The organism is Saccharibacillus sacchari DSM 19268, assembly GCF_000585395.1.
Lineage (GTDB): Bacteria > Bacillota > Bacilli > Paenibacillales > Paenibacillaceae > Saccharibacillus > Saccharibacillus sacchari.
In genome coordinates, this window is record NZ_KK073875.1 from 2,203,521 (window position 1) to 2,218,046 (window position 14,526).

Annotated in this window: 13 protein-coding genes; 2 read left to right on the top strand and 11 right to left on the bottom strand. The window is 55.5% G+C overall.

Features of this window, described 5'->3' with window-relative positions:
* Nucleotides 1-4 precede the first annotated feature (4 nt).
* The 4 genes from SACSAC_RS28640 to SACSAC_RS09430 form a co-directional block, all read right to left on the bottom strand.
* A complete protein-coding gene (locus SACSAC_RS28640; protein WP_281175770.1) occupies nt 5-139 on the bottom strand; it encodes a hypothetical protein in 135 nt (44 codons plus the stop codon).
* Between the two features lie 107 nt (nt 140-246).
* A complete protein-coding gene (locus SACSAC_RS09415) occupies nt 247-1,068 on the bottom strand; it encodes a methyl-accepting chemotaxis protein (RefSeq protein ID WP_037285577.1) in 822 nt (273 codons plus the stop codon).
* A 113-nt stretch (nt 1,069-1,181) separates the two neighbouring features.
* The gene (locus SACSAC_RS09420; protein WP_156950981.1) at nt 1,182-2,990 is read right to left on the bottom strand and encodes a right-handed parallel beta-helix repeat-containing protein; all 1,809 of its coding nucleotides are present in this window, start codon (nt 2,988-2,990) and stop codon (nt 1,182-1,184) included.
* A 477-nt stretch (nt 2,991-3,467) separates the two neighbouring features.
* Nucleotides 3,468-5,267, bottom strand: a complete 1,800-nt coding sequence (locus tag SACSAC_RS09430) for an NAD-dependent malic enzyme (protein ID WP_037285583.1) — start codon at nt 5,265-5,267, stop codon at nt 3,468-3,470.
* A 243-nt stretch (nt 5,268-5,510) separates the two neighbouring features.
* On the opposite strand from SACSAC_RS09430, the gene SACSAC_RS09435 reads away from it, so the two are divergent.
* Nucleotides 5,511-5,888, top strand: a complete 378-nt coding sequence (locus SACSAC_RS09435; protein ID WP_051507010.1) for an AbrB/MazE/SpoVT family DNA-binding domain-containing protein — start codon at nt 5,511-5,513, stop codon at nt 5,886-5,888.
* Between the two features lie 118 nt (nt 5,889-6,006).
* Nucleotides 6,007-6,291, top strand: a complete 285-nt coding sequence (locus tag SACSAC_RS09440; protein ID WP_084777991.1) for a type II toxin-antitoxin system RelE/ParE family toxin — start codon at nt 6,007-6,009, stop codon at nt 6,289-6,291.
* 115 nt (nt 6,292-6,406) lie between these two features.
* Here SACSAC_RS09440 and SACSAC_RS09445 read toward each other — a convergent pair whose 3' ends face one another.
* The 7 genes from SACSAC_RS09445 to SACSAC_RS09475 form a co-directional block, all read right to left on the bottom strand.
* Nucleotides 6,407-6,901, bottom strand: a complete 495-nt coding sequence (locus SACSAC_RS09445) for a hypothetical protein (RefSeq protein WP_051507011.1) — start codon at nt 6,899-6,901, stop codon at nt 6,407-6,409.
* A gap of 132 nt (nt 6,902-7,033) precedes the next feature.
* Nucleotides 7,034-8,104 carry an ABC transporter ATP-binding protein gene (locus SACSAC_RS09450; protein WP_084777992.1) on the bottom strand — a complete coding sequence of 357 codons (1,071 nt, stop codon included), beginning with the start codon at nt 8,102-8,104 and terminating at the stop codon, nt 7,034-7,036.
* Between the two features lies 1 nt (nt 8,105).
* Entirely contained in the window at nt 8,106-9,074 is a 969-nt protein-coding gene (locus tag SACSAC_RS09455; protein ID WP_037285593.1) for an ABC transporter ATP-binding protein, read from the bottom strand.
* Nucleotides 9,075-9,135: 61 nt separating this feature from the next.
* Nucleotides 9,136-10,065, bottom strand: a complete 930-nt coding sequence (locus tag SACSAC_RS09460; RefSeq protein WP_037285596.1) for an ABC transporter permease — start codon at nt 10,063-10,065, stop codon at nt 9,136-9,138.
* A 22-nt stretch (nt 10,066-10,087) separates the two neighbouring features.
* Entirely contained in the window at nt 10,088-11,005 is a 918-nt protein-coding gene (locus SACSAC_RS09465; RefSeq protein ID WP_156950982.1) for an ABC transporter permease, read from the bottom strand.
* A gap of 358 nt (nt 11,006-11,363) precedes the next feature.
* Complete coding sequence (locus tag SACSAC_RS09470) at nt 11,364-12,923, bottom strand: ABC transporter substrate-binding protein (protein ID WP_037285597.1); 1,560 nt, start codon at nt 12,921-12,923, stop codon at nt 11,364-11,366.
* A gap of 542 nt (nt 12,924-13,465) precedes the next feature.
* A complete protein-coding gene (locus SACSAC_RS09475; protein ID WP_037285600.1) occupies nt 13,466-14,203 on the bottom strand; it encodes an FCD domain-containing protein in 738 nt (245 codons plus the stop codon).
* Between the last annotated feature and the right edge of the window lie 323 nt (nt 14,204-14,526).

Below are 14,526 nucleotides of genomic sequence, written 5' to 3' on the forward strand. Positions count from 1 at the left end.
AAAATTAAGCCTCGTCTTTGTACACGGTATTTTCAAGCTTTTTGAGTCGTTTGGAAAAGGAAATCACACCGAACGCGATTGCCGCGATCCCGACCAAGCCCAGAATTTGCGAAGCTACGGTTTGCCATACGATATGCATCAAAAAACCTCCTTAGGCCCGGAAAATAAAGAAAAACCCTGCCTCGCTTGCCAGCGTACCATAACTTCCAATTATCATCAAATGAAGATAAAGATTTCCTGAGTGAATTATAACTGCTTCGCGAACTCGTTCAACTTCAGCGCCATCTCGCGAATTTCTTCGATCATCGAAGACAACTGCTCCGTCGACTGCGCCTGATCTTGTCCGGTGTCGGCGATGCGTTCGATCGAACCGCTCATCTGCGCCGTCAGCTTTTTAAACGTCCCCAATGTCTCGCGAATGCTGTTCGTCGACGTCACGGTCTGACCGGACAGCTTGCGAATTTCCGAAGCCACGATGCCGAAGCCCGCGCCTTTTTCGCCCGCATGCGCCGCTTCGATCGCCGCATTGATCCCCAGCATATGGGTCTGATCCGCCACTTCCTTGATCATCCGCACAACGCCGTCCGCGCCGTAGGCATTTTGCTCGGCTTGCTTGGACAGCTCCAGCAGCTCGCCCGACGCGTTCGCCAATCCGCCCGAGCCTTCCGCGATATGCGAAATACGCTCATTGGCGTTCGACAAAGCCCCCGCGATGCGATCGGCAATATCGATCAACTCGCTATGCCTGCGCACCTGCACCGCAATGCCGCCAATAACACGACCGCTGGCATCTTTCACAGGGGTTGCCGTTCCGGTAAAAGCAAATCCGTAAAATTCCGCAGGAACTTCGGCGCGCAGCGGCTCGTCGTTGCGAATCGCCATGAGCAGAGGTTCGCCTTCTTGCAGACGCTGTCCGGTTTTGATTTTCAAATCGATATGCTTGCCCGGCCAATAAGCCGTAAATTGCTCCATGTCGCAGAGCGCAATAGAGACTTCGACCGGGAGCGCCGCTTTGAGCAAGGGGATGACTGTTGCCAGCGTATCGAGAGAGTCAATTCCTTTTGTCATGATCTGTTCCTCCAGGGGTCTTTTTGGTCATTGTCTGTTATATCGGTCAGGCGGCAAAGACGAATAAGCAAGACAGTCAGAGGACGAAAAGATCAAGTCGGCGCATCAAGCATTTATTCGTAGGCGCCTCGACTAGGTTTGCCGTTGGCGGAATTTCCGCGGGGCTTTCCCTCCAGATCCGGCGCAGCGGATAAGACCTTGTCGGGCATGCCGGATGCGGAAGCCGTAGAGCCGGATTTTAGGCGATAATTGCTTTTTGCATCAACGAATTCGGGATTGGCGAAGATGGAGTCGGCGTCATTCCCGCTGCCTTTGCGATAAGCGGCGAAGCTGGTATAGGTTTTGCCTTTCCAAGTCCAGGCGGCTTCTTTTTTGTCGGGAGCAAAGTACAGGTTACCGTCGACTTGGTTGCGCGCGTTCTCGGCGTATTCGTTATGGATCAGTACATTAGAGCCGGAAGCCGCAAAAATATTATTGCGGATCGCGTTATCGCGGGTGTCGAACTGGATATAGAGCTGTCCGGTTCCCCACTCCAGCGTATCGTTATAGGCTACCGTGTTCCCGGTGATCGTGCTGCCTGTCGTCGAGCCGCGCTCGTCGTCATAGCCGCCCATCGCGATTCCGGTCAAGGCGTTGCGAACGACCAGATTGCTGCGGACGATGATGCCGGAGGTGGAGCGTCCGCTATGCTCGGATGCGATCTCGATGCCGATATCGTTGCTTTCGCTTACATTGCGTTCCACTATGATGTCCCGTCCTCCGTCGATATAAATGCCGCCGGCGGAATAGCTGCCGTTCGGAATTTTTCGGCCGTAAGACGGATTGCGGGAGGACGTGCTCCCCGTAATCCGATTGCTGCGGATCACGCCGTTACGCGCCTGATCGTATTCGGCATTCGGCGACGTGCCTTCAAAGCCAATCGCGTCGATCCCGATATTGTCGTTGTCATGGACGTCATTGTTCTCCACGATGAACTTCTCGACGTTGCCGTTCAAGACCAACGCTTCGCTCGACCCGAGGATCAGATTGTACACTTCATTGCCCGATACGGTCAGATCGGAGATCGAAGCCGGGGCTTCGGTGCCGTAAACGGCGATGCCGTGCGCATCCCGGCCCGTAAGATCGCTGCCTTTCGGCGAAGACGTGTTGCCGATATCATGGACTTTGTTGTCCAGGATCCGGATATCCGATCCCGCGCCGTGGACATAAATGCCGATCGGCACGCTGCCGGAGGCCGAGGTCTTGAAGTTGCGCAGTTCCAGGCCGCGGACGGTGACGCGGCTGGCGTCATGCAGTTCGATCAGGCTGCCGGTTTCTTGTACGGACAGGCCTTTGCCGTCGAGCACCGCCGTCTCCGACGGATAGCTCGCGACGGTCAGGCGCGCCGCGGAACCTGCGGCGCCCGGGGTTCCGGCCAGCTTCAATTGCTGGCTGTAAACGCCGCCGCGCAGGTAGACGGTGCCGCCGGTCTTCATGGCGGCATCGGCTGCGCGCTGCACGGTCTTCCACGGGCTGCTTTCGGAGCCCGTGCCGGTGGTGTCGCTGCCGCTCGGAGCGACGTAGTAGTACGGCTTGGCGTCCGCCTGCGCAGCGGCGGGCGACGAAGTGCCCGCGTTCGAGGCAGGGGAAGCCGGAGAAGCCGATGCGGCGGAGGCGGCTGAAGGCTTGGACGGCTTGGCAGCGGACAAAGCCGGAAGCGCGACTTCGGCCGCAGCTTCGGCTGCGGTCGCAGCAGCGTCGTTCGCCCGGATCGGCGAAGCGCAAGCGGATAAAGTCGATACGGACAGAACAAGTGCCGTTAAGGCAGTGAAGGATTTCAGGATGCTGGACAGGGGGATTCCTCCTTTATTTAAGCAATATCGTACTCGCAGGCCGGCTGGCGTGACGATATTTATAGGCGATTTTCTATAGTATATCGGCATAATGCATGTTGCGGCTTTATTTTCCGGCATTCGTAGCAAAAAACGACCCGGATCAAAATCCGGGCCGTTCGCTTTGTACGTGTGCAGTATCCGCAAAATCTATGAAATGTGCGCAAAAAGTCAACAATTCCGAAAGATTCGGCTTCTTTTTCGAGAAATGCTGACGTCTCGTCAACATTTGGAGCAGATTTGGCCCGAAGTCGAACAATAACGTTGGAATTGTTGACGTTTGGTCAGCATTTCGCAAAAAAGTTGATTAAAATCAATAAAATGTATGCAAAAGGTCAACATTGGATTGAGCGAAAACCATGAATGATATATGCAGGCGAAACGATTGACGGCGAAATAAGCGTAATCGAATCCCCGAACGTCCATGCTTCATTCAATCCAATCAAAGCCCTCCTCAATACATACGGCTGCGATTAGCGCAAAACGTCAGTCTTCTTATGCGTGATCCGCTCTTTGTATAACAGCCTTTTACGCCAAAGCGGCCTCGCGCGCATCCAGTCGAATTGGCTTATACGCACAATCCCACATCGCGTCTTGCACAGCGGCGCGGACGTCTTCCGGATAGAAGCGTGCCGCTCCGTCTTCCATCGCCGCTTCCGCGACCGCGATCGCGACTTCTTGCGAGACGCGGCGCAGATCGCGCACGCCCGGTAATAGTGCGGCGCCCGGGCGCGACAAGTCGGACAAGCCGGCAACAGCATCTGCTGCGGCCGCAAACATCCGCTCCGTGATCCGTGCCGAGCGGGTCACGATCGAACCCAAACCCAGTCCCGGGAATACCAGCGCGTTGTTGGATTGGCCGATCTCTACCATAACTCCGTCATGCACGACGGGCTCGAACGGACTGCCCGTCGCGATCAGCGCACGCCCATCCGTCCAGTTCAACAGATCGGCCGGAACAGCTTCCGCAAGCTGCGTCGGATTGGACATCGGCATGATGACCGGACGCTCTACATGGCTCGCCATCTCCCGCACGATCTCCTCGGTAAACGCTCCGGCAACGCCGGACGTGCCGATCAGGATCGTCGGCTTGACGCGCCGCACGACTTCAAGCAGCGGAATACGGCCGACGGCCGATTCCCCGGCTGCGCTCGATTCGCCAACGCCGATATCGACGCTGGCCGTGCCGCTTTCTTTTTCCTTTTTCCCAACCTCTTCTCGTTCCCAGTCCGCGCATTCTGTTGCCGTTCGCAGATAAGGCCGCTGGAACTCCAACACGCCTTCCGTTTCCTCGGTCAACAATCCCCGGTAATCGTACGCCCAGAAGCGGCCGCGCGCCTCCTGCTCGCTCAATCCCGCCAGTTCCATCGCCGCCGCGATCTGATCCGCATTGCCGATACCTGCCGCGCCCGGCCCGAATACCAGCACGCGCTGCTCGGCGAGCGGGATGCCCGACAGCTCAACGCCGGACAACACAGCCGCCAGCGTCACCGCGCCCGTTCCCTGAATATCGTCGTTGAAAGTCAGAATTTCGCTGCCGTATTTGTCGATAATCCGGCGCGCGTTCACGTTGCCGAAATCCTCCCAGTGCAATAGCGCATTCGGGAAAAAGTCCAGCGCCGTGCGCACGTAGCTGTCGATGAACGCGTCATATCGCTCGCCGCGCACGCGCTCATGCCTACAGCCCATATACAACGGATCGGCCAGCAGCTCTCCGTTGTTCGTTCCGGCATCCAGCACGACCGCCAGCACCCGGCTCGGGTCGATTCCGGCCGCCGCCGTGTATACGGCAAGCTTGCCGATCGCGATATTGATCCCGCCAACGCCCCAATCTCCGATACCGAGAATGCTTTCCGAGTCGGTCGCGACGATCAGGTCGATGTCTCCCGGCTCTAAGCCGAGATTGCGGAACGCCTGCTCAATCCCGCCGACATGATCGATAGACAGATAAATCCCGCCCGGCTTGTGGTACGCGTGGCTGTATTCCTGAATCGCCCGTCCGACCGTCGGCGTGTAGACGATCGGCAGCATCTCGCTCAAGTGCTCGGTCAGCAGTCGGTAAAAAAGAACCGTATTGCGGTGCATCAGATCGCTAAGCGCGATATTTTTATGTAGATCATCAGGCTGCTTCAAAAACTGCTCGTACACCCGCTGCACCTGTTCTTCGATCGTCAGCACGCCCGGCGGCAGCAAGCCCTCCAGCCCAAGCTCTTTCCGTTCTTCCGGCGTAAACGCCACACCCTTGTTCAGCATCGGTTCGGCCAATAAGGCTCTGCCGCATAATCCCGTCTCGATCTCTCCGTCTTTCGTGAGCTTGTAAGCCCGCATGTCCGTTCATTCCTTCTTTCTGTTTGGCCGGTTTGGAAAGGACGGATGACTGCTCTCGTCCCTCATCCGGCTCTTTATCGGCTTCTCTCCGCTTACCATTCTATAAGAATACAAACATTTTGACGAAGGCAAAACGAAGAACAATGGTTGATTGGATCTCAAAAACCTTCACACAACTTCCAATTTGTTGTAGAATGAAGAAAATCAAAGATTCTTTGATTCCAGGAAAAAGGAGGGTATATGATGAGTATAAATCGTCAAGAATTAATAGGCGCGGAATGGAAGCGGGGTCGCGTATCGGGAAAAAGACAAATTACCATCCCACAAAAGTTCTTCGAGCAACTTCAAATTAAAGACGAAGTCGAATTTTCCGTACAGGATAATGTTATTGTCATTCGCCCGGTACGAGAACAAGCAGGAAATGATCAATTTGCGGATTTGATTCTGGCTGATCTGATTAAAGAAGGCTTTGCCGGTGAAAAGTTGCTTGCCGAGTTCCGTAAAAGACAAGCTGCGTTGCCCAAAGCCGTTCAACGTATCATAGCGGACTCCAAGCAAGCTGCTCTCGACCACAAAAAAGACCAAACCGAAGAATTATTCGGTGACGTGATGGAGGACTAAATGCTACCTGTTGCCTATCTGCCTCCTGCTTCACGTTATTTTAAAAAATTAGTCGAGAAACCTTTGAAAGTTTTATACCTAGAAGCTTGACCGATCTTAATCAGAGGTTTATGTTCGGTTGAAACGCACACGCTTTAGGTGCGATTCAGACGGGCGTAACCTTACAGTTAACTTGGTCAAGCTACTAGAAGCGATCACGGCCATTCGAACAGATCCCTTTTGCGGCTCACCAAAAAGTGGCGATCTGAAAGGCATTTACGGATATGATGTCTTTTATAAAGGCACGAATTATGAATTAGCTTATCGTCTTGAAGAAAATGAAGAAGGCGAAATCGTGGTTGTTATTCTAGCCGGGACCCGAGAGAATTTTTATGACGAATTGAAGCGATATTTGAATATGTGATCGAGCTGCGCCTATTCAGGTAGCAGTTTTTATTTGTAAGAAAACAAAAAAGTGCTTCTCCCGTCTCAATGACCGAAGAAGCACCTTATCCCAAACTCTTGCACCTTTCAGAGCATCAATCCCTAAACTTCAACCTCACCCGATACGTCCCCGGCTTCGCGCTTTCGCCCTGCTCCGGTTCCACTGCCCACTGCCGCACGATCGTCGCTTGAAGCTCTTCCGCTTCTTGCGCTGTCAGCGGCACCCCGCGCAGATCCAGCTCGTCTTGCACATAATCCCGCTCTACAGCCAGGCCATGCCGGAAATACAGCAGACGCCGCAGCGCGCCGACATGCAGGAACTTGAACGTGTAGCCTTCGCGCAGTGCTTTTTCCCAATCTTCGCCCATCTCTTCCACCGTCGCGAAACGCTCCGCAAACTCCATCTCCGGCTCGCGCACGCGTTCCGGCAGCTTCGTATAATCGCGTACGTTCAGCATATTCACGATCTCGTCATCGGAAAAACCGCCGCTGCGGCAGTTTTCCAGCAGCATTCCGACGGGAATCGATAAACGGATACGCTCGTCAGCGGACGCAGCTTCGTTAGGCTGACTATTCAGACTTTCGCTCATCCTGATCTCTCCTTTTCAAAAAAAGATACGGCTTCGGCAGCTTAAGCTTAACCAGTACCCCGTCAACACTACAGGTACTGGATCGAGCTAAGCTCCGCAATCGAAATCCGGAAGCTTTGCACTGTTATTCGATCAAATCGTCACGCCCGCCTCATCCATATTTCTCGGAAAATGACACGCCGCCGATTGTCCGTCCGCTTTCGGCTCCAATACTGGCGTTTGCTGACGGCAGATATCCTGCGCATACGGACAACGCGGGTGAAACGCGCAGCCGGACGGAGGGTTCACCGGACTCGGCAGTTCGCCCGGCAGCGGTTCGCGTTTGCGGCGCAGGCGCGGGTCCGGTACCGGAACGGCATCGAGCAGCGCTTCCGTGTACGGATGCTTCGGCGAGGCGAACAATTCTTCGCGCGTGCCGATCTCCACGATCTTGCCGAGATACATGACCGCGATGCGGTCGCTGATATGCTTGACCGACGGCAGACCGTGCGCGATGAAGATGTAGGTGAGGTCGAACTGCTCCTGCAAATCTTTGAGCAAGTTCAGCACTTGCGCCTGGATCGATACGTCGAGCGCGGAGACCGGCTCGTCGCAGACGATCATCTTCGGCTTGAGCGCCAGCGCCCGGGCGATTCCGATCCGCTGGCGCTGGCCGCCGCTGAATTCGTGCGGATAACGGTCCGCGTGCTGAGGGCCGAGACCGACCGCTTCCAGCAGGCTCATCACTTCGGTTTTAAGCGCTTTGCCCGAAGCCAGTCCGTGCACGATCAGCGGTTCGGCGACCAGATCGTACACGGTCATGCGCGGATTCAGCGACGAGTACGGGTCTTGGAAAACGAGTTGCAGGTCCCGACGCGCCCGCCGAACCTGTTCTCCGCTGAGCGAAGCCAGATCCGTCCCGTCAAACACGATATTACCCTCGGTCGGCTCCAACAGTTGGACGATCATCTGTCCCGCCGTCGATTTGCCGCAGCCGGATTCGCCCACGATGCCCAGCGTCTCGCCCGGCATAACGTCAAAATCGAGTCCGTCGACGGCGCGAACGTATTCGTTTTTGCGGGAAAACCAACCTTTTGCCACGGGAAAATGTTTTTTAAGACCGCGTACTTGCAGCAAAGGAGCCGTCTCTTCCCGATTCACGGACGCAACTTCGGCATTACGTTCAATCGGCAACGATATTTCGTCCCTAACAGGATCGCTCATCTTACCCCACCTCCCCGGCACGCAGACAGCGCACGTAATGGCCCGGTTGTTGTTCCTCAAGCGCAGGCTTGGTTTGCGTGCACGCTTCGATCGCGAACGGACAGCGCGGGTGGAACGGGCAGCCGGGCGGCATATCCAGCAGATTCGGCACCGCGCCGGGGATCGAGTCCAATCGGTCGCGCTGCTCGTTCATTTTCGGAAGAGAGCCCATCAGGCCGATCGTATACGGATGGCCGGGGCGCTCGAACAGCTCGTATACCGGCGCTTCCTCCACCACCTCGCCCGCGTACATCACGACGACGCGGTCGGCCATCTCGGCGACGACGCCCAGATCGTGCGTGATGAGAATAACGCCCGTGTTTTCTTCTTCGCTCAGTTTGCCGATCAGATCCAAAATCTGCGCCTGGATCGTCACGTCGAGCGCGGTGGTCGGCTCGTCGGCGATCAGCAGCTTAGGCCGGCAGGCCAGCGCGATCGCGATCATGACGCGCTGACGCATACCGCCGGAGAGCTGATGCGGGAAGTTATTCGCAATCTGCTCCGCGCGCGGGATGCCGACTCTTTTCAGCATCTCGATGGCTTGCTGCTTCGCTTCACCGCGGCTCAAACCTTTATGACGTCGCAGCACCTCGCCCACTTGGTTGCCGATCGTGAACACCGGATTGAGGGAACTCATCGGCTCCTGAAAAATCATCGAAATCTCGTTGCCTCTATATTTGCGCATTTCTTTTTTCGGCAGCTTCAGCAAGTCTTTGCCTTCGAAGCGTACCTCGCCGCCCACGATCTCGCCCGGGTCGGACACCAACTGCATGATCGACAGCGACGTTACGCTTTTGCCGCAGCCGGACTCGCCGACGATCGCCAACGTTTCCCCGGCTTCGACCGAGAAACTGACGCCGTTGACGGAAGGAACCGTGCCTTCGGCCGTTTTGAAATACGTTTTCAGTTCATTCACTTCAAGCAAGCTCATACCTTCACCGCCTTCTGTAATGAGCACTCTTTTGTTCGAAAAATGTTCTTGCTATGCGCATTCATCCGTTCTTGAGCTTCATGCGAGGGTCCAGCACGTCGCGCAGCCAGTCGCCGAGGAAAATAACGCCCAATACCGTGATCGTGATCGCCATGCCCGGGAACGTCGCGACCCACCAGCTTGTCGCTACGTACTGCCGTCCATCGCTCAGCATGCCGCCCCACGAGACGTCCGGCGTCGTAATGCCGAGTCCGAGGAAGCTCAGTGACGCCTCCATGATGATCGTGGTCGCTACGTTCATGCCGGACAAGACGATAAACGACGACATCACGTTAGGCAAAATATGCCGGAAAATGATCCGTCCGCTGCGTGCGCCGATCATACGGGCCGATTTGACGAAATCGCGTTCTTTCAAGCTGAGTACTTCGCCGCGTACAACGCGCGCATACGAAACCCAGTTGGTGGCGCCGATAACGAAGATCAGCGTCCACATGCCAGGCCCCACGACCGCCAGCACGACCAACATGAGCAAAATAGTCGGAATCGCCAGCAGCGAGTCGGCCAGCCGCATGATGATCGCGTCTACCCAGCGTCCGTAGTACGCCGCCGTTACGCCGAGCACCGCGCCGATCGCGCCGGACACGAGCACGGCTCCGATACCGACGATCAGTGAGACTTGCGAACCGTACACGATCCGGCTCCAAATATCGCGTCCCAAGTTGTCGGTGCCGAGCAGGTAATCGCTGCTGCCGCCTTCCAGCCAAGCCGGAGGCTTCAGCCGATCGATCGGAGCCACGGCGTTAGGGTCGTGCGTCGCAAGCAGCGGGGCGAAGATCGCGATCAGACAAACGATCAGCACGATGACCGCGCCGAGCGTTCCGGTCTTGCTGCGGAGCAGCTGCCGGAGTCCTTTTTTCAACCCCCGTGCTTCACTGCGTTTCTTCGGCGGCACCGGGAGCGTTCCCGCGCCGCTTTCTGTAGGAATCGCCACAGCGTCTCCTCCTTTCCTCTCATTAACTGTATTTGATGCGCGGATCGAGCAGTCGATAGACCAGATCCGTCAAAATGTTCATTAAAATGACGAAAATCGCGATCACGAACACGGCCGCTTGCACGATCGCCATATCATGCGTGTTGACCGCCGATACGAGCAACTGTCCCAGTCCCGGCCAGGCGAATACGGTCTCGGTAATCAGCGTGCCGCCGATCAGGCTGGTGAATTGCAGGCTCATGATCGTCACGACCGGAATGAGTCCGTTGCGGAACGCATGCTTGCCGATGACGAACAATTCGAAAATGCCTTTGCTGCGGGCCGTGCGGATGTAGTCCTGGTTGAGAATCTCCAGCATATTGGAGCGGATCAAACGGGTCATTTGCGCCGCCAGGCTGACGCCGAGCGTGATCGCGGGCAGAATCAAGTGCGTAAGACCGCCTCGCCCCGATACCGGGAACCAGCCCAACATGACGGAAAACAGCAAGATTAGCATGATCCCCATCCAGAAGTTCGGCATGGCTTTGCCCAATACCGAGATCCCGGAGATAAAAATATCGATAAACGTGTTGCGCTTGACCGCCGACCAGATGCCGAGCGGAATCGCGATAATCACAGCCAACGCCATCGCGGCGAACGCCAGCTCAAAGCTTGCCGGAAGACGTTCCAGCACCAGCGGCAGCGCCGATTCGCCGTAACGGAACGATGTGCCGAAGTCGCCTTGGATCGCATTGGTCAAAAAGATGCCGTACTGCTGGTAAAGCGGAAGATCCAATCCCAGTTCCCGCGTCAGCGTCGCACGGTCAGCTTCCGTTGCCGACTCCGGCAGCATCAGCGCGACCGGGTCGCCCGTTACGCGGACGAGCACGAACACGATCAGCGAGATCAGCAGCAGCACCGGAATCATTTGCAGCAGCGATTTGACGAGATATTTGCCCACGGCTTATCCCTCCTTGCCAAAGTAGAATCAAAAGTCGTCTGAAAAGCATCATCGAAATTCGCAAGCAAGCGGCCGGAGATAAAGCAGCCGGCCGCCTGGGAACCCAATTTGCTACATGCTCACGTTACGCCTGCGGCTACGAGAGCATTACTCATCATGCGCGAAACGTTCACCGAGCAACAAAGAAGTAACTGCAATCGCCCGATCACCTCTAACGGATCGATACGTGCAGAAACGCAAGGGTCCTTTGCGGATTCGGCCGTTTTGCATCGGCCGAGCGCAAAGGACAGACTTGCTTGCTCTCATAAAAGGAATAGCGGAGCGGTCTTCGTGAAGTCCACCGCCTCCGCTTCTTTTTTTACTGGGCAGGCGTGATTTCTTGGGCGTAGAACATTTCGTCCTGACGCGGCGAGAAGTCCACGCTTGCGTTGACGCCATAGACGCCTTTCATTTGGAACAGATAGATCGCCGGGCGTTCTTCAGCCAGAATCTGTTGAACTTGTTTGTACTCGTCGGTACGGGAAGCTTCGTCCATGTTCACCAGTGCCGATTGCAGCAGGTCTTCGACTTCAGCGTTGTTGTAGTCGGTTTCGCCTGCGGCTTCGGAAGCGAGGAAACGGTTATAGTTGTTCGACGCGTCGTTCATCGAGTTGCCGATGCCGATCATGTACAGCTCGCCGAACGTTTTGGATGTCATTTTTTCGCTGAACGCGCTCGGCTCCAGAATTTCGAGATTGACCGTGAATCCGGCAGCCGTCAGCATCGCGGACACGACTTCGGCGTACTCTTTGTATTGGCTGGACGAAGACAGCGAGAGTTCAGGTCCTTTGTCGCCGTAACCCGCTTCTTGCAGCAGGGCTTTGGCTTTTTCCAGGTCATACAGCGATTGCTCGTACAGGCTCTCGTCCGAACCGAAGTTGCCCGGCGTTACGGATGTACGGGTCAGAACGCCGTTACCGCCTGCGATGCTGTCCACGATGGCTTTCTTGTCGATCGCCAGGTCGATCGCTTCGCGTACTTTCGGATCAGCCGTTGGCGTGCCTTCGGTCTGACGCACGATCATTTGCAGGACGCGCTTGATCGGAGTGGTCGCAACGGACAGGTTTTCGGTTTGTTCGATACGCTCGATGTCGGTCGACGGAACGCCGGACACGATGTCTACGCCGCCGGTCAGCAGCTCGGATACGCGAGTCGAAGCTTCCGGAACGACGCGGAATACGACTTCGTCCCATTTCGGCGCGCCGTCGAAGTATTCGTCGTTCTTTTCGAGAACAACGCGGTCGTCTTTCGCCCATGATTTGAACTTGTAAGCGCCTGTGCCGATCGGGCTTTTCAGGAAGGCGTCGATGCCGTTTTCTTCAATATACTTGGAAGGCAGGATGCCCGCGCCCATCTTCGACAGACGGTTTAGCAGCAGCGGATCGGGTCCTGTCGTCACGAACTCGGCGGTGTGGTCGTCAACGACGCGAACTTCTTCGATCGTTTTGAAATACGAGTGCTGCTTGAGCGCTTCGTCGGTTGCCAAGCGTTCAAAGGTGTATTTCACGTCGGCTGCGGTGAACGGATCGCCGTTGTGGAATTTCACGTCGTCGCGCAGTTTGAACTGCCAGACGTTGTCGGCCGTTTGCTCCCACGACGTAGCGAGCGCCGGAACTTTGTTGCCTTCGTTGTCGTTCTTGAGCAGATAGTCGAACACGTTGACGAGGATGGCTTCGCTCGCCGTGTTGTTGTTGTTTTGCGGATCGAAGCTTTCGATATCGGTACCGTTGGCGATGGTGAGCGTGCCGTCGGATGCCGCAGGCGCGGCGGCCGTCGTGCCTGTGTCGGTGGAAGTGGTTGCGCCTCCGCCTCCGCAGCCGGTTACGACCAGAGCTGCCGCGAGTAAGGCCGCGAATGTTTTGATAAGTCCGCTTTTCATGAGTAAATCCTCCTTAAAGGTGAGTGGGAAAGGCCTATTCGTTGGAGGAGACGAGGGGCTACGGGAGAAATTATAAGCATATGCTTCCGAAGTGCATTTCTTCGAAATGCTTCACAAGATGCTGTCTCGCTTGGAAAACTGAATGAAATTTAAATAGGAAGTTTTCCGAGCTCAAAGGCATTTTGAACTGAATTTCTCCCTCCGCCTGGGCTTCCTCAAGAGATAGGGCTTTCTTGGGTGGGCAGGTGGGCAGGGCTTACTTCGCCTGGATTTGGCTTCGTAATTATGGATGGGCGCTTTGCTTTTTCAAGTTCGAAAGCAGGGAGTCCCGTCCGGTTAGACGCGTTGGCGCGGCTTTGTTTAAAAAATTGATGTAAGTATGTTGATGAATTTAGTATGAATTAGGTTGCAGGAATCCCTTTGGCAGGAAAGAGGCGGGAGTCGTCTCCTTTTCGGCAAAGGGGTGGTTCAAGGATCCGCAGGACGGGATCGAGCAGATCCGGGGCGAAGGCGAGAAATTATTTCTGGCGCCGTGCTTCCTTTTAATCTTCGAAGCTTTCGTCGGCGAAAACGCGGGCGCGGATGGCTTCGGCGGAGTGTTCGATATGCCGGTACATGATGTCCCGGGAACGGTCGGCGTCTCCGGCTTCGAGGGCGGCGATCAGGTCGCGGTGGGCCTCGTAGTTGTTGACTTTGACGCGATCGCTGTACGGCATCAGGTCGAGCGCCGGATTGATCTTGGTTCGGATCTGTCTGACGGCATGGTCGAAGTACGCATTGCCGGAAGCTTTAGCCACGCTAAGATGAATGCGGACGTCGATCGAGCGGAACGCTTCGCGGCTACAGTCCGGTTCGATACTCGCCGTTACGTAATCGCGCAGCTGCTGAAGCTCTGCCTTTTTGATACGCTGCGCGGCGAGATAAGCGGCTCCGGGCTCGACGACCATACGGTATTCGAACACTTCGATCATCGAATCCCAATTCCGGCGCATCTCGTCGCGATTGCGCAGATGCGAGTTGCGCGTAATCGGAAGCACGAAAGTTCCGCCTTTGGCGCCGACGCGCTTTTCGACTAAGCCGAGCGATTCCAGACGGGCCAAAGCTTCGCGAACGGTGATCCGGCTGGCGTTGAAGATCGTCGCCAAATCGCGTTCGGACGGAAGCTGCTCATCGCTCATGAATTCCTTCAGAATAATGGCTTCCTCCAGCCGATCGAAGATAAAATCGCTGACTTTCTTGGGTGATACCTGCTCCAGATTCATTGCAGGTTTGATCAGCACCGTTCCACATCCTTCCCGACGCCTATTCTTCAACACTTTAATTCAAAAAAGATATAAGGTATAGACCTTAAACCATTTAATCAGGCAAAAAAAATTGTTCCCCGCGTCGAGCGTTCAAATTTTTCATAACCAAGTTTAATGGTCGACATTACGTAAATATGGTTTCCACTATAATTCGACAGCATTCGTCTGTCAATAGATTTTCTTTCTTGCTGCCGAGCAAAAGAAAAGCCGGTCCCAAACAGCTTTTTTTACAAGAATGATTTTGAAGATTTCAGTTGTTGACGTTTTGCACGCCTTTTACGATTTTGAGCGGCTGATTT

Coding starts and splice junctions, on each gene's coding strand:
- SACSAC_RS09455 (WP_037285593.1), bottom strand. CDS start 9,074: ATGAGCTTGCTTGAAGTGAATGAACTGAAAACGTATTTCAAAACGGCC.
- SACSAC_RS09430 (WP_037285583.1), bottom strand. CDS start 5,267: ATGCGGGCTTACAAGCTCACGAAAGACGGAGAGATCGAGACGGGATTA.
- SACSAC_RS09470 (WP_037285597.1), bottom strand. CDS start 12,923: ATGAAAAGCGGACTTATCAAAACATTCGCGGCCTTACTCGCGGCAGCT.
- SACSAC_RS09420 (WP_156950981.1), bottom strand. CDS start 2,990: ATGCCGATATACTATAGAAAATCGCCTATAAATATCGTCACGCCAGCC.
- SACSAC_RS09415 (WP_037285577.1), bottom strand. CDS start 1,068: ATGACAAAAGGAATTGACTCTCTCGATACGCTGGCAACAGTCATCCCC.
- SACSAC_RS09450 (WP_084777992.1), bottom strand. CDS start 8,104: ATGAGCGATCCTGTTAGGGACGAAATATCGTTGCCGATTGAACGTAAT.
- SACSAC_RS28640 (WP_281175770.1), bottom strand. CDS start 139: ATGCATATCGTATGGCAAACCGTAGCTTCGCAAATTCTGGGCTTGGTC.
- SACSAC_RS09445 (WP_051507011.1), bottom strand. CDS start 6,901: ATGAGCGAAAGTCTGAATAGTCAGCCTAACGAAGCTGCGTCCGCTGAC.
- SACSAC_RS09435 (WP_051507010.1), top strand. CDS start 5,511: ATGAGTATAAATCGTCAAGAATTAATAGGCGCGGAATGGAAGCGGGGT.